Below are 21,567 nucleotides of genomic sequence, written 5' to 3' on the forward strand. Positions count from 1 at the left end.
AATGTCCAGTTTGCCATCTCGGCATTCAAATTGCCATCAGGCCGTCACGGCGGCGGTAGATGCGACTGCGACAATCTGGGTCGCGAGAACCCAGTTCGATGTCGCGCCGGCTGCTAACCAACTTCAAGAAAGTTCGAGGAGCGTTGGTTACCTCCGAGTCACCGTGGAGGTCTCGAACTTTTGCAAAGCATTGCTGGTTCACGACTTCGGGAATGGGGTCGCGCGCGCGTCGTTACGAAGAGCGTTTGGAAAGGGGAGCCTTTTAAAACGGATGCCCATTCCCGCATCCCGCAAACGTGTTAACCAGGCCGAAGCAAACGCTTCGGCCTTTTTGCGTTTGAGCCCCGGATTTCCGGGCTATCTATCAAGACTCGCGGCGATTCTCGCTTGTAGCGTCTCGAAAGGCCCCAGCTTCGAGAAAGCCCTTTCTCGCTCGCCACCCCGGATGAGACAAAGCACCCTCTCTCTTTCTCTGGGTTAATACTGACACTCTGGTTAACACTCTGCGCGCGAAAGCGCAACATCGAGAGTTTGCCGTCGCAAAAGGTACAGAGAGTTCGAGAGTTTTTATACTGGTTTCCGCTGCGAGACAAATGGTCTCAAGCTCTCTGGCCGACTGAAGCGACGAGATTTGCCGTGGACAAGACATTGCGAACTTTTGATTCTCACGAAGAAGCTGAGAGCCCACTCGACCGTCTCTGATCTCGCGCCTTCACTAGGTTAAATTCGAGTGATATCACGGTTCGCTTCCCAGGATAACAGGCCAACTTCGCTGAATCGCTGGCCGCAACCCGGTGATTTTGGACGTTATGCCGTAAATCAAAATGGGCTCCACCTATCGTTTTATCGTCGAACCGCGCGAGCCATCACCGATCCTTGAGTGGTTCCGGGAGTCTGCTTTTCCTTTAGTTGCCCGTCGTAGTTCGACTTGGCTTTTTCATCGAGCAGGCAAACCCGTGCGGCTGAAACTTCGTTAAGCAATCGCTCGGCCAGTTCAGCATCAGGTCCGGATTGATACTTATTTGGGTTACTAGGTTCTTCAGGGTGTTCAGGTCGATCGCGTTTAGTACTGTCATTATTCATCTGTCCTTTCGTTGTTAGGTGGTCTACCTCTACTTCGAGTCGACCGTATTTGGATCTCGCAGCCGATCGCCTCGGCAAGCTGTTCGCAGGACTCGACGGAAAGCCCCGCCTCGCCGTTCCGGAACCGGCGTAGTGCCCGTAGGTCTAATCCGGAGTCACGAGCAGTGTGCGAGAGATTGGCGACATTTTTTAGTCGCATCCTCAATTGCTTGAAGGTGTTTAGTTGTTTTGTGCTCATGTCAGTTAGACGTATTGCGAGGGTAAAAGTCCCCTCGTTCTTGGGGACTGTTTAGGTTTTTTTACGGGGACAATGGAGGGTAGGAGGGCCACGTGAATTACAGTCTGATGACATAGATTCAGTACAAAAACGGGCTTTTCCGCCTCGGGCGGGCCCCCCGAAGCGTGGCCCGAAAATATTGTTAGAGCTCCCCCCATGGGCTCCTGAGAGCCGTTTTAAGCGATTCGTGAATTTCGAAAGACTCTGTGAAACAAGGGGTTTCTTATCAGGGCGAGTACATAGGCATCGGTAGAGGTGCGATTGGACGTTGGCGGGTCCAGGTGGTTTTGAGCGGGCGAGTCGGAATCAGTCCTGGAGTTTCCTGCGACTTTGATGGCTCTCGGTTCTCTCTGTGTAAATGGGGCACCTGGGGGGTCTGCGCGTATTGATGCCGACCCACAGTACTGTTATCGTTGGGGCAGTTGAAGGCGTAGAGTATCACCGAGAATTTGAGACATCATCATAGCCAGACTGTCTTTCCTTTCAATTGGCGTCGTTCTCATTGTTGGGATGGCAGGCAATGTCCAGGCATCGTTAGAGCAATCTCAGCGGCTATGAAGATTTCTTTAGTGCCCTCCCCCGAACAGGCCAAAATGGTAAACCCAATTAAGGATCGATCCGGCAATGTAGCCAGAGCTATAGACAGTGCTATTGGAGGTTGCATCCGGGACATCCAGCGAAATATCGGAGTATGGCATAGGCTGAACTCCTCATATACATATTCTCAATTGAGGAATTTGGAATATGGCGAGTTTTTAAAGATGATGATGAATTGTGCCGCGGAAGCCTCTGGAATGCACCATGAAACACGGTCGCATGGCACCATCGAGAGAAATGCTTATAAAGTTGGCGTAAAGGGAATGAAGGGCGTTGCCAAACACGGGCTGGATCACTTTGGAAAGGGCGTGAGATTAGTATCAGTTCCGACGCCGATAGCGCATTCGATCTCGTTGGTATCGGTGGGTGGAATAGGAGCCGCGATAGGGCCATGGGTGACTGCCGCCACCATCCTTTGGGAGTATAGCGGCGATATCAACCCACAAAATTTACACGACCTAATTGGTAATAATAGTTACAAGTGCAACTGCGGAGCCAATCACGGATCTGAACCGACCGATTGCGACAGTGTCATTCGATGGATAATCGATCGCAAAGATTACGATCTCATCTGCACAGCGACATCGATATTTCTGGCTGGCATTCCTAAATTGGTGAAATTTGGGTACCGTTTCTCCCGGAAGCAGGTGAAAAAAGTCAGATGGGTTCCTGACGGGACGGCAGTTTACGCCTCTCCCGGGATCGGGGCATCTTGGAATCCTGATACTGATAAATGTGAGTCATGCGGGGAACCCTTTAAAGACCGTTCATTAATTGGAATGAAAGGACAGAGGCACCACTGTCGACTGTGCGGCTTTTGTTGCTGCAGTAAATGTTGCTCCTACAAGGGGCCTGTCAAAGATCCTCTAAAGTGTGGAGAGCAAAAACGGCAAGGCGGTGTAAGCAATCAAACGAAACCCAGTAATGAACGCATATGCATTTCGTGTTTGGCAGACATGAGAAAGCACCGACAGGGGCTCCAGGGGTATCAAACCGGACCCAAAAGAATGTCGCGGTACCTTGTGGACAATGCTATGCCGATGAAGAATTCCGCTGCCGGTTGCAATCGAGCGGCGGCCGCGATTTATGTTTTAGCCAGGGGGGATGTAAAAAAAATGCTGGCTTCTCTTATCGCGACCGATGGACACACGGCAGTTGCTCGGTGGGCAAAGATATAAGCGCACGTCACTCCATGCTGCCCTTTCCCCTATTCTTGACCTCCCCCCCCCTTAAACGATGCCCCATTTAGAGCGAGACTCTTCGGCCAGCGATTTCCTTGAGCAGGCCAACGTTGAATTTGAGCAACAAATGTCGGCCATGGTTTTCCTTTCGTCTGTCGTGTTGGGCTTTGGCGGGCGTCCTGTCGCTGTGCCTTGAACGTGGAGTCGGTCAACCTGCGGTAGGCTGTACGCACTGAAATGCCGGCGAGAGAGGCCGCATTCTCGATGTGGTACCCAGAAGCACGAGTGGGGGACTGGTCCCGGACCGGTCATTTAATCGAAGAGTGGTAAACCATTTTCCGTCTAGTACCTGAACGCAGCACTCTCGAGAATCGCCCGGCAATTAAACGCAACGTTGCCCGTCGATGTGAATCTTTCACTTGCCGCCCCCATGCTTCGACACACGGTACTAAAGATCGCTGCAGATGCGAAGCACACTTGCCTGGCCCTGGATATGGCCGGCCATGGTTTCTCGAGGAAGCTGGCAGAGACGTGACCAAGAAAGCTGTTGAGGACTCGTGCTTCAAAGTCCAGAATGCTCTGAGGAACAGCACGGCTATGCCGCACACAACGCAAAGCCCAGTAGCTTGTCTGTTCGTGTTCGTTCGAGTTTTACTTTCGTTTTCTTTTGTCAACGTACGTTCGCGTCGTAGTAACCCGATACGAGAGGTTTTTGGTTTGTCGCGCGGCTCCGATATTCGTGTTTCCGGTTGCTACTTCAATGGAATCTCGGCGCCCTCGTTCTTGGACTTCTGGTAGATCCCCGACATCGCGTTATACGTCTTGCGCAGCTTGGCGATCCATACTTCGAAGTGTTTGCTGTTGTGTTCATCGCAACTGGCGATCAGAACCTTGATCCCCCAACTGCTCCAGTTGTAGTTCTTTCGTGCGTGCAGATAAAGATGTAGTCCTTGGCTGCTCCACGCTTGTCTTGTGCACGTGGTAGAACTTGTGAATGGTGGTGATCTCCTCCCGCATCAGCGGATTGCCTGTTTCGGCGTTCGTCACTGCGATCATCGTGGATAGGTTCGACTTCTTCAGTATTACGCCGCCAAACACCTTGTTGCTATTGCGAACGCTTGCTGAGTGAGCGGCACGGTTTCTTTTTTAACGACCGTGAGCAAGCGATCGATGAACTGAAGTTTTTCCTTGGTGAGCTTGGTGAGATCGGCCTCGGTGGGAATGTCCATCGCGGGCAAATCGGCATGGCCTTCTACGTCCGTCGACAACGTGTGATTTAGTTCTGTCGTTGCACAGTTCCTTCGAGAGTTCGGTCCGTCGCTTTAGCCGGACCTTTTTTTATGAAGGATCCGATCGTTCGGGTAATGAAACCGCCGCTTTGGAAAAGAGCGACATTCAAGTTGATAAACCTTTGAAACAGCCAATCACCGAGCTTAGTGTGGAATTTGACGAGGCGAACTCGAGATTGAAAAAGTTGCATCCTTGAATGAACAGCTTGGAGTAGAAACCGTGAAAAACCTAACTTGGAAAACCTACCTCTGGATGATGTGCCTCAGCCTGCTCATTTCGTCAGCCGATGCAACAGTGATCGTTATCGATGATTTTGAAGACGGCACGGTCGCTTTGCAAGCAACGAACACCTCAAGATATGTTGAATTTAACCAACAGGCCACTCCATCCGCGATTGGTGGCTATCGAAACGGCAGAGTTGTGTTGAAGAGCGAGTATCTTTCCGCTGCGGCAAACAGTAATCCGATCCCGGGTGTCATGGCCTTTTCTTCCGGATCTCAAAGCCTTGCACAATTTGTATTGAGATACGCCGGCAAGGATTATGAGGGCCTGAAGGGAATCGATCTAAGTGATGGCGGCACCAACCAAGTCATCAATGTTGACTTTACCTCGGCCGACTTTGGAGCGCAAACCAGTATTATCCTTTTTGACATCGATGAACACTATGCCCGCATCGAGCAAGACCTTTCGAGTGGACCGGGCGTCGTCAGCTTCAAGCTTTCCGAATTCGCTACCGAAGGTGTCGACGTGACGGCGATCGATGTAATTGACTTCATTATCGACGGTGAAGAGAGTGGTGACTACGTCATCGACAGGATCTATGCGACGGTCCCGGAACCAGGCACGATCGCAATCTGGGATCTTTTGGGAGTCGGGATGGCCTTCTACATTCGTCGAAAACGTGTGTAGTTTTGCTTTCGAACTATTCCTTCAAGATAGCGGTCCGCCTATGGCGGACCTTTTTCTGCGCCATGACTTGTTGAGGGAGCACCCCAACCATCTCCCCCTCATGGGAAGGTCGAACGGTAATTTTGCTTGCGATTAGATGTGATGATGCATCCCTACTGGTTTTGTGCGATGCGACTTCCAAACAGCGAATTTCTGCTTGTTGTGGTACGCTCTAGATCGGCGTGGAGAATATACAGGAAATGACAAATGAATTGCGGATGTTGCCGGAAAAACTAAGCCGCATTTCGTTTCGATCCCTTCGCGTTCACAGAATCGAATCGGTCGGGTGAAAACTGATCTCTCCCAACTCTTTAGGAAAACATGACTGCGATGCGATGTTCGATTGTTTGTTTGATTGTTGTTTTCCTCCTTGTCGGTTGGGACACTCTTAGAGCCTCCGCAAACGAACCACTCCATGTTGGGGACAAGAGCGTGCGGACGATCGCCTTCCCTGGAGCGGAGGGATACGGACGATTTGCTCAGGGTGGTCGAGGGGGCGATGTCTATATCGTCACCAACCTGCAGGATGATGGGAAAGGTTCCCTGCGATATGGCATCGAAAATCAATCGGGGCCACGAACCATTGTGTTTGCTTTATCAGGCACCATCGCACTGAAGTCTGAACTAAGAATTACGCAATCTCATCTGACCATTGCCGGTCAAACTGCTCCCGGTGATGGTATTTGTATCAGGGATCACGGACTCAAGTTGAAGGAAGTTCGGGACATCATCATGAGGTACATCAGGATCAGGATGGGAGATCAAAACAAAGGTTCTTCCAGCGGTGGTGATTGCATCACCAGTTCAAACATCTCTGACGTTGTTTTTGATCATATTTCTGCCGGATGGGGTATCGATGCGATCCATGACAATCGCGAGGGAGGCAATTTCACGCTGCAATGGTCGATTTATGGGGAAACGTTGCACGACACCATTCATTATGAAGGGGCGCCTCATTCAAAGCTGGGCTCTTTCCGAGAAACAACGAAAAATATAAGCCTTCATCACAATTTGCTTCACTCAACTCATGACCGACATCCAAGCATGGGAGGTGGATATGACACGCCGGCCGATATGGTTATCGATTTTCGTAATAACCTGATTTACAACTCGGGTGGGCAAACCAACTTGGGAAGTGGTCGCCGAAACGTAATTAATAATTTTTATAAAAATGGACCGGAGACGAAAGCGAATAAGCTGCCAATCAGGATTAAAGCAAAGTCGGGCAAGGGACCGAATCCAACCGGATTTGCATCGGGTAATCTCTTTACCTGGAATCAGGATTGGACGGATGACAATTACTCAGCAATCCAATATGAACAAGACGGTGACAAGTATCTAAGCACCAACCAGGCAGTATGGGAACTGCCGGGTGAACTGGTTTTGGGTGCTGATAAACCTGTGACCGATTCGGCTGAAGAGGCGTATCACAAAGTCCTCCGATATGCCGGCGCATCGGACAGTCGGGATGCGTGTGATGAACGCATCGTAAAAGAGGTGAAAACAGCTACCGGACGGATCCCCGACTCTCAGCAGGAAGTGGGTGGATGGCCTACGTTAAAATCGCTGCCTGCACCAAGGGACGTGGACCAAGATGGGATGGCTGATGCTTGGGAAACAGCAAATGGACTCAATCCAAATGATGCTGAGGACAGGAACGAGGACCGGGACGCGGATGGATTCACCAATCTTGAAGAGTACATGAATAGCCTTGTAAAAATTCCCCGATAAGAGATGCTTCGCGGAGCAGGCTCGGATTGAGCGGTCAGACTGAAAAGCGACTCGCTATCAAGCCTTGTGGATGTCTCAGCACAAAAAAGGCACCTTTTTCAACGCAGGGGAATTCGTGAGATCGGCAGCTAGCTGGTGGCCATTTATTGCGCTCGGCCGTTGCCATGCGTGCAGGCGTGTTGCTCTTTCACCCTTCGGTCGATTTCCGCTCGTGGGTGGCTTCGCCGATTTTTCTGGAAAGTGCAGTTTCTAAAGGATTGGCGTTCAATGCACGAAGGAGCAAAATGTCGCTGCTCGTGATTTCCTTAACGCCCAATAGCCTGGAACCGTCGAGTAAACTATCACGATGGCAAAAAGAAAGCCGAAAAACCGGCTCAAAAAAATCAACTCGCAACTGGAAGTACAGAATGATGAAACGTAGACACTTGCTAATGGCTGGAACTGCTCTCGCCTTGACGCCACTCAGAAACGTGACGCCTGCTCACGCATCTCCCGCTGAACAGAAAGCGAAGAAGGGGGAGCGATTTGATTCCATCAAAGCTCTCACGTTTGATGTTTTTGGCACCGTCGTTGACTGGCGTTCGTCAATCATCCGAGAGGGGCAGTTGTTGTCGCAAGAGAAGTCGCTCGAGGTGGATTGGCCTAAATTTGCCGACCGCTGGAGGGATGGTTACATGCCAGTCATGCAGCGCGTACGAGAGGGGCAATTGCCATATTCCAAGATTGACGTCCTGCATCGCCTGATACTGGACGGCCTCATCAAAGATTTTGGGCTCGAGGGACTTTCTCCCAGCGAAGTGGATCACCTGAATCGTGTTTGGCATCGTCTTATGCCTTGGCCGGACTCCGTGCCAGGGCTGAATCGTCTTCGTGGGCGTTTTGTCGTTTCAAGTCTTTCGAATGGTAACGTATCGCTACTTGTCAACATGGCAAAGAATGCTGGGATACCGTGGGACTGCGTCCTTTCCGCCGAACTCACTGGACATTACAAACCTGACAAAGAAGTCTATGTGAAAGCAGCCGATCTGCTTGGATTAGAGCCAAGTGAGGTCATGATGGTTGCTGCTCATCCGATCGATCTTCGCGCGGCTGCCAAAGTTGGATATCGAACTGCTCTCGTGCTTCGACCTTTGGAACGCGGTCCGGATCGTGGCCTTTATTTCGAGCCGGATCCAAGTGAATTCGACTTAACGGTGAATGACTTCTGGGATCTAGCCAAGCAATTGGGGGCCTGATCAAAACCAATCGCTGTTCTGGCCGCCAGTCAATTCGGACGAGTCGCCTTGCTGGTCGGTCAAGGCTCTTGAATGGTAGGCCACTGTTGAATGACGTCGCCGAGTTTCACGTCATCGTTGACGCGAACGGTTGATGAAAATCGCATCCACGGCAGCCGCGATGGGTGATCGATAGGCGCCGGAACTAAACGCTGCCACCAAATCACCAGAATCAAACTCGCCATCGCCGTTCCAGTCGCCTTCGGCCCAGCCCGAGTTCGAGGCGATGCCATCTTCATACTCGTTGTTTTGCCATATCAAGACGAGATCGCTGGAGTCGAATACGCCGTCTAGATTGGTATCACCCAGATTTGTTCGCAACACGTTGTGTATCAGAAAGTTCCGGTCCTGATCGTCGACCCGCTCGTCGACGTTGAGATCGAATTGCGGTTCAGGGCTAACCGCCTGAATCGCAGCGGACAAGAGATCGATGTCGGCAGCGTCAATGCGTCCACTGTTGTTGATGTCAGCTGAGATGGGCGGCCCGTTACCTGGCGTTCCTCCGACCAGCAGGCTCGATCGCCAACCCTCGGCAAGACTCCACTGGCCAAGGTCTAGGGCGTGTGCATTGACGACCTGCAGTGAATATCCGCCGCCGTCAGTGGTCACGTCCCACGAGTCTTCGTATGAGAATTGCTGAATCGTTTGATCGCTCGAGACCAAGGTGATCGTTTCACCACGATTGCTCAACTGTCCGGTCCACTGTCCGGCCACCGGCAATCCTGAACCATAGCGAGTCTCGAAGGCTGCCAAGTCTTCGACCACTAGCACACGATCTCCTGGGGCAAGTTCGTTGATCAAACTTCCCGAAAAATCAAAACTCACACCTTGACTGTTGTCCGTGTTCCTGACGAACCGAATATCTTTCAAGTTGATCGATTGCTTACCTGGATTGACGATTTCGATGTACTCGAAATCATCATCGTTGTTGAATCCGGCTGACTGCTCAGAGGCCGAGGGAGCGGCCGGATGATACATGATCTCATCGATTCGTAATGGGTTTTTCCGAGTGAAAGTCGCTTCCGCGAGCGCGCTCCACTCACCCTTGGAGAATGCTCTGGCCTGTACCGTCGATGTTGCTTCGAGACGCAGAGGCTCGGAATACAACTCGGCCGACTTGGATAAGGACGATTCTTTCAAAACACCACCTTCCAACACCGGCGCAATCAAAAAATCTCGGCTTCCAGACCTTGAGTTGAGTCCGTGGATTGCGAGCACATTGCCCTTTGGTTTTAGGATGGGAAGGTGTGAGGTTAAGTTCAAAACGGTATCAGTCGGCTCTCGACGCACATCGACCTCTGCCCTCGATTCGAAGGACAGATCGTCGGGAGCATTGTTGCGTGCAACTTCGATTCCATTGAGATAGGCAACAAAACCATCGTCAACGTCTAGCTGCAATCTTAGGCGATCGGTTTGCGCGATATCGTCCGCATCGAACTCGACTCGAGCGTAAACCGTGGCGTTTTGTCGATACATGTTTTCGGAAACATTGGTGGAAAAATAGTCAACCAGTCGAGAGCCGAAGCCAATCGGTCCGGTGACGTTTGGCCACTCTGAATCGTCGAAATCGGTGGCTGTCCAGGATTGCCCCAACGATTCGTTGGCGGGCACATGGAATCGGGTTGAATTGCCAAATTGCACCCAGGGTGTCCAGCTAATGCCTTCGGGGCCAGAGCGAGGGTCGCTGCCGTCGGCGGTGAAATAGACCGTCGTGCCATCCGCTCCAGCGATGCTCAGCTGGTCTCCGATGCCGACCTCGCCACCGTGTTGTTCGAATCCGTTGACTTCAAATATCGGAGCGTCGACGTGAGGATAGAGCCCGTGACTTCTCATCTGGTCGAGCACAATGTCAGTGCGGAACGGAAAGTAATTCTCCAGCATATTATCGACCGCTGGTTGCCAATGCTCGCTGGGTGTGAACTGCGGGCCCAGCCAATCGCCCCATCGAGCTGATTCAGCAACCACGGCGTCTTTGATCTGGTCGGCAAGTGTTGACCAAAGCTCGGCAGCTGCCCGGGGAGTGTAAATGCCGTCATGAAACAAATGACGTTGGACGCGGTCGGCAAAACGCAGACGATACTCAGCATTTTGACGCAACGCCATATCGATGACACCGGGTGAATCGGTCCACCAGAATTCGAAACCCACATCGTTGGTGGACGTCGATTTGTCCTTGTTGACATCCGATTTTGGAAATGCCAAATCATTGTCCCAGGTGAAAAACTTGAATCCCTCACTCTCCGCCCGCTGGTCGCGCACTGCGTAGTAGTTACCGGGCCAATCCAACGACCCGTGGTATTGGCCGTTGATGACGTAGTCAATGAAACTGTCGACATCGATTAACACTTCGTAGTTTTCATTGCGGGTGCCGTCAGGATTGTTCCCCTGGATAAATTGGTAAGCGGTGTCGCTGACCAACCCCTGCTGCGAAAGACTCAGCAATTGATTCCACTTTTCGATGCTGCCGTCGACTGCCCGTTGTGGACAACAAAACTTGACCGTGTCGTAATCCGAGTCGTCCCCCCCGATCCGGTCGGCCAAAAACGCGGCGTCAGGTCGTTCGGTCGGGTTGTAGAGCCCCCAATAGAGTCCGTTGAGGTAGAGATGGACGAACTTGCCGGCCGTTGCTGGCTGTCCCATTGCCGCCTGTGATGCTTTCGCCCATTGATCCCGGATATAGGTTGAGTTGGGTCCTGCTGCATAGGTCCGGTCGTTGATGGGCCATCCGTCGCGAATGTTGGCTCGTAAGGCAATTGAATTGAATGATTCAACTTCTGCCTCCGGAAACAACGGATAATCGAGCCGGCCGGGGCCATATTGATTTTTGAACAACAACCTCATTGAATGCTTTGGCGTGGCTGTCGGATTCCGCGACGTGCCGCCCATGATCTGCAGACCCGCGTCAATCTGGAAGCCCCTCGTGCCATCGGGCAAGATGTACTCAAGCGATGCAGGGCGTTCCCATGCTGTTCCCCGTGATTCGGTGTTGGAATAAATTCCACGTGTTCCAAACAGATCTTCGTTGTCCATCACGATCGACATCGTCGGTAGCGAGAGAAGTGAGTCGGTGATGACTGCGTTGTACTGTTCCTCCGTCATACGAGGATCGCCTGCGATGAGAGCCAGATCGGTCGGATCCTGTTCCATTGCATAGTCGGCAGTCCTGCGTCTCCAGATTTCTGGAAAGCCGGCTGGGTCGCTTGGCTGTGCCAATACCGAATCGAGGAAAATGTAAGTGTGTGTCTCAAAATTCGAGGGGAGCAAATCAGTGTGAAACGCGCCGGCTCGCAATGTTGTCGTTTCATTGATCGAAACCATGGCGATCGGAGGCGTTCCGTTTATCCCCGTCACGGCGTTACCGTTTGTGAGTGATGGTGTGGAACCATCGGTGGTGTAAACGATGGTGGCTCCCGGTGTGGACGTGCGGATTTCGACGGCAAATGCGTCGGTGTCGGAGCTTGAAAATATACCTCGGTGAACACTCAATTCCGGATCGGCGACCAGGGGGTCACGGTTGGGAACGCCTGGGCTCGGCGTGGCGAAATTGTTGTTTGTGTCCAGCGTCGTGACTTCAGTGGAAAACAGTTCGGCCGAGATAAGAAAGTCCGCGTCGTCGCGGGTTACATTCAACCCCTGGATCGCCAGCACATTGTGCTCGCCTGCTTGCAACTGCGATAGGTGAGATGAGATATCGATCTGTTCAGATTGTGTCGCCGCAACATGATTGGGATACCATTCAATCCGTGATGCGGTGGCCGTGGAATCCCAAGCGGGCGAAGCCGGGGCGTTCCGTTGGGCAATCAGTTCACCATTCAGGTAGGCCACAAACCCGTCGTCATAGCGCATCCGTAACATGAGTCGATCGACCGCATCAATGTCGGAGATCGAAAACGGGATGCGCACAAACGCCGACGCGTTTTTCCCTGACATGGCTCCGGTCACGTCCGTGGCGATTAACGAGCCAAAAACTCCTGTCGCCGGGTCGCCATCCGTTACGTTGGCGGCGGCGACTTGCGCTGCAATCCTCTCGGCACTCAAGGCCTCTTTGAAAATGGCAACTTCATCAATCAGTCCATCCCAGAAACGTTGAGAATTGTCGGTTCGTCGGCCAAGATGCAAAGGTGCACCAGGAATTGACACGTCTCCGTCGTCGAGAACGACGCTGCCCGTGTCGTCAATTCCGTTAATGTAAACTCGAGAATTCGTCAGTGAATCTCGATCAACAGAAAATGCGATGTGATACCAGACATTTTCCATAAGCGGCGTGGTGCTAGAAATGTCCACCCGTTGTCTGTCATCCACAACAACGTCCAATTGAATGTTGTTTGAAATCTGCCACTCGATTTCAAAGTAGTCGTCCACTCCAGCCCGTTTGTTCAGCAAAACACGGCGATTCGCGGAGTCCTTTTTGGCCCACAGGCTAATCGTGAAGTCGCCCGTTCCAAGCTGCAGGTCATCGCTATCGGAAATCTCAATGTAACCCGTTTTGCCATCGAGACGAACGGACGCATCGCCGTTTGCTCTCTCGCCAATCCAGTGACTGGCCTGTTGAGGGACTACGCCATCCACGAATGCGCCGTTGTCAGAAACTAATCCGTTTGTGGCTGAATCTTGGACGGGACTGGCAGCTTCGCTTAAGTGCCAATAGGAGGTGGGTTTGTCTTCCAGGATGGTCGTCGCGTATTGGTTGAATCCGCCTGCGAAACGGTCTTCAAAGCCAATCCCTGATCCTTTGGGGCCTGCCGTCCAGTCGCCCGTGTTAAAGCTGGCATCACCCCAATGGGAGGCCAAGTCTTCGGCTTTGGTCGGCACCAATATGTCCACTGCGGACGTTTCCGAAATAAGTTTTGTCGACACGTGTTGTTGAAGGATACCGTGGGAGCGGTCTTCGCGCTGAGCTGGAAACTGTGGTGAAAATTCGCTGGCTAGGGTCGTACCGTCCGGTTGTACCAGGGCTAGGTATTCTCCGTCTGCGTTCAGGCTGAAATTGGTATGCAGTTCCGCCGTTGGTTGGGAGCGACTCTTGCCGGAAGCGAAGACGACCAGGTACTCACTTGGTCCAAGCAGCCGATCGGGAAATCGCCATTTCTGCAAATCCGTCGTGTCATCGGTGAGCGACCAACCCCGAAGCGAAACGGGTATCTCCCCTTTGTTGTAGATTTCAATCCAATCTTCGTAATGACCGTCTTCGTCGGCTAGCGTGCGAGTGTTGTCTGCCATTATCTCGCTAATCAAGAGGTCGCTGACGAGGAGTATTCGGCTTTCGAGCGACTCGTATCTCAATCGAGTCAGATCGTGTGATCGTGGTTTGGATTTCTTCCGGCTATGCATGGAATTTTGCCTTTTTCGACGGGTCGCTGGGATCAACTCAGCTCTTGGGTAGACCACGAATTTGCCTGAATCTTTTGCCGGTAGCCTGAAAGCCGACAACGAGAATGCACCTGGGCAAGACGCGTTTCTGAGTCGGTTATTCGTGAGTCGAACAGGCTGCCCATCTACTGATGAATAACGGACTGGCTATTCTAGCAACTGGATGAACACGGATTCACCAAGAAATCGTCGAAATACGAAGCTTGTAGCGACTGAGTTTCCCGTGCTCTTCGTTTTTTCTGCAAGGGATCATCCGCCTCCGTGCGATGCCGCATTGGGGGTTTGATTCGAATGCAAGATCAGAAGGGTTGGCGCCCGAAGGGTTCGATTCCACGGCTCCCAAGTCCGCCGACCGACTCGCAATCACTGCGTCGAGGATTATTATCTCAGCTCTGTTATCTCCCTGGAAGACTTCAATCGTTTGCGCTTCACAAAAATGTTAGGTTTACCATGGTGGCGGTGTTGGCCGATAATGAATCGTTGCTGAGTTATCGAATATCAATCTTTCTTGAGTGACCGCGGAGTTCGAACAAATCGTGAGGATCTATCAACACCAGATTACCGAAGAGGCTGATGACGTCTGCGTTTCAGCGTTCGTCGAAGTCAAGTCTGCGCGGATCGAGTTTCCGAAAAAGCTCTGGTTTCGGTTTCCCTCACGTTATCGAGCTAATGTCAGCACAGACATGAATGCGTTTGCAACGGCGTTACTGCCATTGAGCATGTACCTGGGCGAGGACTTGCTCGTGGATGGGGCGCTGTCTCCTCACTTATTACAGGGGCTGAACGAGTATCAACGGATTCAGTGTGGCTGGAAGCCGAGCCCTTTCCAGCCTGTCAAGATTCACTGTGAGCGGTTGGAGGAGAGTAAAAAGGATAGGGTTCCGAGTGCGGTCGGTAGTTCCTTTTCGGGGGGTGTCGATTCGTTTCAAACGTTGTGGCGTCATCTGCCGGAAAACGAACCGATTCCGCAGTACCGCATCACCCATTGCCTGATGATCAATGGCTTTGATGCGGATACGGATGTTGAAAATGCTGGACATTTTTTGGGTATTCAGCGCTCTATGGCCAGCGCCCTTGAGCGATCTGGCGTGGATCTGATCGTTTGCCGCAGTAACTACATGTCTTTTAGCGATCCGAACCTTCTCAAGCTAACCTTCGGTGCCATGGTGACCGCACCGGCATTGGCACTGGGCGGGCTGTTCTCCTGTTTCTTCATTCCGTCTTCCTATCGCTTTGATGAATTCTTCCGTGATGGATCACACCTGGTGATGGATCACTTGGTTAGTACGGAATCCATGCAGACGATTCATGATTCCTCCCATTTGGATCGTCCTCAAAGGACCGCTGCCATTGCAGAATGGGATGCCACTCACCGCGCGCTCAGGGTATGCTTCAATGCCACCGGAGTCGAACAGGAATCCAATACCATCAGGAACTGTGGCCGTTGCGAGAAATGTGTTCGCACCATGAAAACGCTAGAGATTCTTGGCAGCCTGGAGAGGTTCAGTACGTTTCCGGGCCGCGCCGGACACGCTGCCGTGTGGGCCTGTTACTATGGCGACAAGGGGGCTCGGATTCACGGTCGGGAGGTGATGAAACTGGCCTGGCAGCATCGCAAGTGGGGCATCTGGATGGACTATTGCTTAGCGATGGTTTTGAGCATGATCATCAAGTGGCCGCGCGAGGGGTTGCAGAGGATGCATTTGTATCTTGAAGATACGTCCGAGGTTTATGCCACCAACATGCGACGACTGTTTCCGCGTCTGCGTAGAAGGGCGTATTGGATTAGATAGACTCAAATTGATAGCCAGGTATGCTTATCGATCTCACCCCACCAGGGAAGTTGCTCAAGTTTCGAGCTAAACTTTGGCTCCGCATCAATGTGTTTGCCAGCATGCAACGACATATAACCGCGCCACTGGATGATGCCATTGGAGAAGGTCGAGAGGCGAGTGCCGACAAACCGCCAAGCGAGACAACAGCTCAACATATCGAGTACGCCCGCCAGCTTGTCGTCGTCGCTTTGGGAAGTGGCCCAGCAAACCGTCTTCCATCCCTGTGTGCGGCAGGCGCTGAGGAGATCTTCATCCCATGCGTCGCTGACGATCAATACTCTGCTTGCGGAATCAGCGCCGTGTTGCCGCAGGGATTTGATAATTTGTGTCGTTGAAAGATGACGTATCTTCGCTTGTCCAAAATCACCACGTCGAATGTGAGCGGCCAGATAGTCACCAGGTTGGAGACCGTGCTGCTCAAGCAATTCGGAAGTTTTATCCAGCAGGTCATCTCGTAGTCGAAAAGCGTCGTGCAACAGTTGATAGTCTTGAATATCTCTGCCAAACACATGGGCAAGAGTGCCAAACATTCGAGTTGTACTGGGAAAGTACCAGCATTCTCGGTGTTGTTGTGCATCGAATTCTGCTCGTTTCAGCCGTCCCGTGCTGATCACCGCGAGACGGGCCGGTACTTTCCAAACATCAGCCGATTGATTCTTCGCCTGGAGCACAGGGACAGCCGCCCTGAATGCCGCTTCGTTGAAGTAATCGAACAAATCGGTTTTGTTTCCGGGAATCAAATACCAGCGGTCGGCCGGTGGCAGCACCAGGGCACGCTGGTATCGCCTGGCCAAGCAGACCAATACCTCGGCTTGCATGCGGATATTATTCCAGCCACCCGGATCCCATTCAAACCGGATAAGCCGATCGCTGCGATGTGGCGTGCGTTCGATCGATGGAGAAGGGTTGCCGATTGGTGCACCCAAAGCCATTTGAAGCCATTGACGTCCCTGCTCCTGTTCGACTGGGCAGGGTTGGGGTGGGCGGGCAATGCGTTCGATGAGCGGATGCGGAAAAACCCCCAGTGACCGGCCCTGCTGGAAGTAGTGCGACAGCGGGTTGATTCCCGAGCTGGCCGCTGCGGGGCAGTTCTCCAGGTAATAACGTGTGTCGAAGAAAGGCCCGGGGTTCTGACGATCTTTTGCACCCTGTGCAATGAAATGTTCCAGCGGATTTCGCTCGGATTCGGCCTGGCCCAACATCTGGGTCCGATAGTATTCCGTATCAAAAAGTTCATTCGGATTCTTGTTGTCATTGGCACCGAAAAAAACGTAATGCAGCACGGGTGACAATCTCAATAGGTACCTGTCAGCTTTCAGTTCCTGATAAAACTGACTCCGATAGTGTGCCTCGTGCAGCAGATTCGAGCGTCGAATCAGCTGAGCAGCTTTGAGCTTTTGGAAAAGGGAAGACGATCTAGCCACGGGTCGTTTGCCAGTCAATGAATTGGTGAATCATTCGAAGTGTTCTCTGATCAGTCAGGGAAGCCGCCTGTTCGGGCTGTGGGGGGCGTTGCCAAGGCCGGTCGATGGTGTGCCGAGTGTATTTGCGTTTGTCCCAGATTTCCCTGCCGTTCCGGTTCAGAATCGCCTGCGTGTAATGGGAGATCGGAGCGCTGGCATCATTGCTAATTTCATCCGGCCAGTTGTTGCACGTGCCGAATGCCCGCAGGGCGTGACTTTGTAGGCCGCCGGCGCCGATGGCGATTACCAGTCCATACATTTCTGATTTCCAGTCACGGGAACGTTGATAAATCGCTTCCGATACGCTTGCATAGGTTTTGCTGATCCTGCGCATGTCCGCCACCGAAATGCAGAATGGAAACATGATGGCAGACTGAGGGGGCGGGCAAAATGCTTCGCTGTTCTCGCCTCCTTGTTGCAGGCACCAGGAAGGATCGTAGCCCCACCAGGATTGCCCCACGACATGACCTGGACGAACCATCGATCCATTCGCTTCCCAGGGTTGATTGAATATCATATCGGGGTCCAGCCACAATAGCATGGCTTCCTCATTCAGTTCAGGATGGGACTCCAGGAAACATTGCATCGCCAATGCTTTATTCAAACAATAAAAATGAAACCGGCCGTGAAGTTCCCCTTGAAACCAACGCTTTAGGCTCGGCACCAGGTGTCGAAGCAGGGGATTACCCAGTCCGGAATAGGAGGGTGTGACCAGCGTATATCCAACCGCAGATGGATTGACCGGCTCATTTCGCCTGCCGACCTCCCGGGAGACCAGACGCACGATCGTCCCCGTCTGGCCGCTGAAGCCAACGCTGAAGTCCAGCAGGTCAGCCTGCCACTGCTGGTAGGGCGAATTACTCATGCTGTAAATGATGTAAAGTTCAGACGCGGGAAGCTTCATATAACGACTCGCTTTCCTTGCCAGCCGCGTTCCAGCATGGGACATTCTTCACAGCTCACCACGCGGGTATCGCAGAAACCGATGTCGCATTTCACTTGGCGACCGGTCAGTGCCAACATGACTCGTTCCAGTCTCTGGGTATCGCGTCCCTTTAGCAGCACGCTGTCTCCCGGTTTGAGCTCCCGGCACAAAATGGCGGCTGCTTCGAGCACACTCCCTTTGGCGTCAAATAGGGCTCTGTTCTCCATTCCGCCTTGGCGGGCGCCTGCGGCATAGCGTTGAAAGTTACCGCCTACGAATACGGCGAGATCCGCCATCGTCGCAATTCGGTTTCCCAGCTCCCGGTAAATTGGCCCCTGGCTGCCTGGCGGTTCCGAGACTTCGCCCATCACCACGATACGTCGTGCCGCAGGCGTATCGGCGAAGACATCGAGTGCTGCCTGCACGGTTTCAAGGGTGGATTTGTAATCATCTCGAAGCAGTAGTATGTCACCATCAAGTTGTTGGGTTTGCAACCTACCCGGCGTGGGAGGCATCGTTTGCAGCGACGCCAGGATCTGCTCCAACGGCAGCCCTTCAGCCATCGCAACCGCAATGGCTGCGAGCAAGGTGTAAACCATGTGTCGCCCATAAAGCATTGTGGAAACCGGGTGTGTCTTGCTGTCCACATGCAGGAGGAATTTCATGCCGTGCGGCCAGTCAAGGATCAGTTCACTCGCTCTCACGTCGTTTGAGGCTTGAAAGCCAAAGGTTACGATGCGGGCTTGCGTTTGCGACGCCATCCACATCACGTTCTCATCGTCTCCATTCAAGATGGCGAGTCCGTCAGCAGAAAGCGCCCGTACCATTTCAACCTTTTCGTTACGGGTAGTGTCCAGCGATCCCAACGAACGATGGTGCTCACTGCCGATGGAAGTCACGACAGTAACATCCGGTTGGATCATCTGCGCATATTGGCGCATCTGTTCGGTATCATTGATTCCCACCTCGAGCACGGCATGGTGGTCACGGCGTCTGATGCGGAAGATCGCACCCGCCACGTACGACCAGCAGTTGAGGTATGACTTCGGATAAATCGGCCGCTGCAGGGCGGTCGTCGCGGCACGCGTGGTGGTTGTTTTTCCAAACGAACCAACAACGGCCACAATCCGGGTATTGCTTACCCATGTCCTTCGGTAAGTCCTGGCTAGACGAGATAATAACGGCCAAAGACGATAATAGATGCCGTGGAAAAACTGGATGCGCCCAAGCGGCGTGCGCAAGAGGTCGGGGATATCTCTGAGGCGATAGCGTCCCTGGTTCACGAGAGCGTCCAGTAAAAAAGGATTGGCCTGATGCCAGGTAGTTTTAGGATAGGAGCCAGCCGGAACCGTGTGCCTTCGTTGCCAAAGGCCTGAATGGAAGCGAAATTCATTCGATCAATAAGGCAGCAGATCGATTGATAACCATCCTTGCTTAGTTCATCACAAACAGTACGGAACAGAAATTGAAACACTCCCTTGCGACGTGCTGCGGGGAACACAAATACCGAATGGACGAAGCAGTGGCCCAGCGGTAGCTGTGGCAATTTCATGCCAAGGAATTTCATTGATTGACGATTGATCCACAGAAATCCTTGCAGTTTTCCACCATGATGGGCGACGTAGCAGTCACTGCCGAGTGTCGTGTATTGGTCGAATAATGCGGAAGAGTAACCCTCCTGGCGTCGGGTGATTTCTTCAAGATCGCCGGGCTCAGCCATCCTGATCTCGAGGGCCAAACCTGCATGGACCGGTGCGGTTAATGAAAGGAGACTTTTCTTGCCATAAAAGAGGTCATAGTATCGGGCACCGAACATCCGGGGTAATCGTCCGGCCATCGTTTGCCAGGCAGGTCTCCTTTGATAACGTGAAGACGTCATAATAAGAAGTGTTTCGGCAGTTCTTGCAATCGATGGAGATTTGAAATGTAATTGATTCAGTCTTGCGGCGTGTACTGGTTTGACAAAGAGGTTGCGGTAGGCTTTCCAGAGATCCGCTTCCATAAAATGGGTGTCGCGATACCGGAGTTTCTGCCGGATAAGGGCATTTCAGCCGAATGAGGTGGCTTTCACTGATTCGGGATCGGGTATCCGGACCTGTGTCGTTTCTACAGCTTGCAACTCTTTGATGGCCTCGATGCGTTTGGTATCGCTTGGTATTTTCGAATGAATGACGATTCGTTTTTTTATGCTCCAATCTGCTATGACTTGTTCGGTTTTATGCAGTTGAATGCGTATGAAAATAGAGATCGTCTGGACCTACAAGACAGGCGTAATGTCACCCATGAATTCGGTGCAGCCTATTTGATTGCCGAAGGTGTCGAGCCCGATTTTTCTACAGGCAGATGACTTGGAGTCCGAACCTCAACCCCTGGAGCGATCGTAGGGGGCACGAATTAAAATACTTCGTGGAAACGTGAGTTGACAACCGCACACGTTCCGCAGGTCGCCATCTGTTGCCCGTTTCGTGCGTTACGCGGTCTCAGTCAGTTGAGGCAGTTAATCGTAGAGTCAAATTAGGGGCAGTCGCAGAGGCCGTTGGCCCCCAACGGTTCGAACTAGTTGGGGAGCACTAGTTGGGGAGCACCTGCGCATTTTTGAGGAATTCCCAGATCACTTGGTGGATCTCTGTGCGTTCCTCGGGAGAAAAGTCTCCGTGCTTGCGTCCTTCCACCCAGTGCAGCCGATTACTGACACCCTGGGTGTTTAATTCTTTGTGAAGTAACTTCGCCTGGTCCGGCAAGACTGCCGGATCTTCTGTGCCGTGGATCGTGAGTATGGGTACGGACGATTCGCGAATGTAGTGAACGGGCGACAACGTTCGTATCGCCTCGTCAAGGTCATCGGTTGGATCAATCCACGGGTCAGGGGCGCCGCTGAGACGAGTATGGTATTTCGAGTGTGCTTCGTAGTCGGGAACGCCGAACCAGTTGATGATCGCTGCAACCGGTGGCTTGTCTTCCACAATCAGTTTGCCTCCGCATAGACGATCGCCTTTTTGCAGTAACCCAGTTAGCAATGCCAAGTGTCCGCCGGCTGAGTCGCCGTAGACAACAATACGAGATGTGTCGATGGGATAGGTTTCGGCATTTTGATGAACCCATTCCAACGCGGCGAGGCAATCATCGACGGCAGCGGGCGCTTTCGCCGTCCCGGCAAGGCGATAGTCAATGTTGACGACGACCCAATCACGAACCAGAAACGGAAGCAATTTTAAAACTCGCGACTGGCGATCACCTTCCACCCACCCACCTCCGTGAATGTAGAGCAACGTCGGTTTTTTACCCGACGCCGGTGTCCACCAGGGGGGCTCACCCAACCAGGTGTCTGGAACCCAGACGTCAAGCTTGACGTCAACACCATCCGCGCGTTGGTACACAATGTCAGGCACCACGCGGGACTTCCAGGCGACCGCTGTCAAAGGATCAACTTCAAGTTCCTCAGCTTTGACTTGAGAGCCTTCCGAGGAGTTACCCGTTTGGGGTCGTGCATTGCAGCCGCTCATTATGGCAAGTAGCACAATGAGGTGACCGACAAGAACCAAGGTTTTCATCTGATTGGATCCATTCCTGCGCGAGGAAAACAGAATGCGCGC

At 52.5% G+C, this 21,567-nt stretch carries 15 protein-coding genes; 5 read left to right on the top strand and 10 right to left on the bottom strand.

The window, feature by feature from the left end; genetic code table 11:
- Positions 1-843: 843 nt before the first annotated feature.
- The 4 genes from P8N76_17660 to P8N76_17675 form a co-directional block, all read right to left on the bottom strand.
- Positions 844-1,083, bottom strand: a complete 240-nt coding sequence (locus tag P8N76_17660) for a hypothetical protein (protein ID MDG2383503.1) — start codon at positions 1,081-1,083, stop codon at positions 844-846.
- Positions 1,084-1,926: 843 nt separating this feature from the next.
- Positions 1,927-2,058, bottom strand: coding sequence for a hypothetical protein (locus P8N76_17665; GenBank protein ID MDG2383504.1), 132 nt, complete (start codon positions 2,056-2,058; stop codon positions 1,927-1,929).
- 1,947 nt (positions 2,059-4,005) lie between these two features.
- On the bottom strand, positions 4,006-4,194 hold the full coding sequence (locus P8N76_17670) for a hypothetical protein (protein MDG2383505.1): 189 nt from the start codon (positions 4,192-4,194) through the stop codon (positions 4,006-4,008).
- A gap of 26 nt (positions 4,195-4,220) precedes the next feature.
- A complete protein-coding gene (locus tag P8N76_17675; GenBank protein MDG2383506.1) occupies positions 4,221-4,406 on the bottom strand; it encodes a hypothetical protein in 186 nt (61 codons plus the stop codon).
- Positions 4,407-4,647: 241 nt separating this feature from the next.
- On the opposite strand from P8N76_17675, the gene P8N76_17680 reads away from it, so the two are divergent.
- The 3 genes from P8N76_17680 to P8N76_17690 all read left to right on the top strand — a co-directional run bounded on the left by P8N76_17680 (position 4,648) and on the right by P8N76_17690 (position 8,342).
- Positions 4,648-5,337, top strand: a complete 690-nt coding sequence (locus tag P8N76_17680) for a PEP-CTERM sorting domain-containing protein (GenBank protein MDG2383507.1) — start codon at positions 4,648-4,650, stop codon at positions 5,335-5,337.
- A 369-nt stretch (positions 5,338-5,706) separates the two neighbouring features.
- Complete coding sequence (locus P8N76_17685; GenBank protein ID MDG2383508.1) at positions 5,707-7,107, top strand: hypothetical protein; 1,401 nt, start codon at positions 5,707-5,709, stop codon at positions 7,105-7,107.
- 407 nt (positions 7,108-7,514) lie between these two features.
- Positions 7,515-8,342: a haloacid dehalogenase type II gene (locus P8N76_17690; protein ID MDG2383509.1), complete on the top strand. Its 828-nt coding sequence runs from the start codon at positions 7,515-7,517 to the stop codon at positions 8,340-8,342.
- A gap of 111 nt (positions 8,343-8,453) precedes the next feature.
- Here P8N76_17690 and P8N76_17695 read toward each other — a convergent pair whose 3' ends face one another.
- Positions 8,454-13,712, bottom strand: coding sequence for a lamin tail domain-containing protein (locus P8N76_17695; protein MDG2383510.1), 5,259 nt, complete (start codon positions 13,710-13,712; stop codon positions 8,454-8,456).
- Between the two features lie 575 nt (positions 13,713-14,287).
- On the opposite strand from P8N76_17695, the gene P8N76_17700 reads away from it, so the two are divergent.
- On the top strand, positions 14,288-15,544 hold the full coding sequence (locus tag P8N76_17700; GenBank protein ID MDG2383511.1) for a hypothetical protein: 1,257 nt from the start codon (positions 14,288-14,290) through the stop codon (positions 15,542-15,544).
- 2 nt (positions 15,545-15,546) lie between these two features.
- Here the strand turns inward: P8N76_17700 and P8N76_17705 are convergent, their stop codons facing one another.
- Genes P8N76_17705 through P8N76_17720 form a run of 4 tightly spaced genes read right to left on the bottom strand, consistent with a single transcriptional unit; the run spans position 15,547 to position 19,790 of the window.
- Complete coding sequence (locus tag P8N76_17705) at positions 15,547-17,010, bottom strand: O-fucosyltransferase family protein (protein MDG2383512.1); 1,464 nt, start codon at positions 17,008-17,010, stop codon at positions 15,547-15,549.
- Entirely contained in the window at positions 17,003-17,953 is a 951-nt protein-coding gene (locus tag P8N76_17710; protein MDG2383513.1) for a hypothetical protein, read from the bottom strand. Before P8N76_17710 ends, P8N76_17705 begins: the two co-directional genes overlap by 8 nt.
- Positions 17,950-19,257, bottom strand: a complete 1,308-nt coding sequence (gene murF, locus P8N76_17715; protein MDG2383514.1) for a UDP-N-acetylmuramoyl-tripeptide--D-alanyl-D-alanine ligase — start codon at positions 19,255-19,257, stop codon at positions 17,950-17,952. The genes P8N76_17710 and murF overlap by 4 nt, the downstream gene beginning before the upstream one ends.
- Positions 19,254-19,790 (bottom strand): GNAT family N-acetyltransferase, encoded by a 537-nt coding sequence (locus tag P8N76_17720; protein ID MDG2383515.1) that lies wholly within the window; start codon positions 19,788-19,790, stop codon positions 19,254-19,256. The genes murF and P8N76_17720 overlap by 4 nt, the downstream gene beginning before the upstream one ends.
- 348 nt (positions 19,791-20,138) lie before the next feature.
- Here P8N76_17720 and P8N76_17725 point away from each other — a divergent pair, with 348 nt between their 5' ends.
- Positions 20,139-20,321 (top strand): hypothetical protein, encoded by a 183-nt coding sequence (locus P8N76_17725; GenBank protein MDG2383516.1) that lies wholly within the window; start codon positions 20,139-20,141, stop codon positions 20,319-20,321.
- 223 nt (positions 20,322-20,544) lie between these two features.
- Here P8N76_17725 and P8N76_17730 read toward each other — a convergent pair whose 3' ends face one another.
- On the bottom strand, positions 20,545-21,525 hold the full coding sequence (locus tag P8N76_17730) for an alpha/beta hydrolase (GenBank protein MDG2383517.1): 981 nt from the start codon (positions 21,523-21,525) through the stop codon (positions 20,545-20,547).
- Positions 21,526-21,567 lie beyond the last annotated feature (42 nt).

This window comes from Pirellulaceae bacterium (assembly GCA_029243025.1).
Classification (GTDB): Bacteria; Planctomycetota; Planctomycetia; order Pirellulales; family Pirellulaceae.

What these genes read in the sequence shown, in the direction of transcription:
- P8N76_17660 (MDG2383503.1), bottom strand. Translation starts at nt 1,083, where the DNA reads ATGAATAATGACAGTACTAAACGCGATCGACCTGAACACCCTGAAGAA.
- P8N76_17730 (MDG2383517.1), bottom strand. Translation starts at nt 21,525, where the DNA reads ATGAAAACCTTGGTTCTTGTCGGTCACCTCATTGTGCTACTTGCCATA.
- P8N76_17695 (MDG2383510.1), bottom strand. Translation starts at nt 13,712, where the DNA reads ATGCATAGCCGGAAGAAATCCAAACCACGATCACACGATCTGACTCGA.
- P8N76_17690 (MDG2383509.1), top strand. Translation starts at nt 7,515, where the DNA reads ATGATGAAACGTAGACACTTGCTAATGGCTGGAACTGCTCTCGCCTTG.
- P8N76_17720 (MDG2383515.1), bottom strand. Translation starts at nt 19,790, where the DNA reads ATGTTCGGTGCCCGATACTATGACCTCTTTTATGGCAAGAAAAGTCTC.
- P8N76_17665 (MDG2383504.1), bottom strand. Translation starts at nt 2,058, where the DNA reads ATGCCATACTCCGATATTTCGCTGGATGTCCCGGATGCAACCTCCAAT.
- P8N76_17725 (MDG2383516.1), top strand. Translation starts at nt 20,139, where the DNA reads ATGAATGACGATTCGTTTTTTTATGCTCCAATCTGCTATGACTTGTTC.
- P8N76_17685 (MDG2383508.1), top strand. Translation starts at nt 5,707, where the DNA reads ATGCGATGTTCGATTGTTTGTTTGATTGTTGTTTTCCTCCTTGTCGGT.
- P8N76_17670 (MDG2383505.1), bottom strand. Translation starts at nt 4,194, where the DNA reads ATGATCGCAGTGACGAACGCCGAAACAGGCAATCCGCTGATGCGGGAG.
- P8N76_17710 (MDG2383513.1), bottom strand. Translation starts at nt 17,953, where the DNA reads ATGAAGCTTCCCGCGTCTGAACTTTACATCATTTACAGCATGAGTAAT.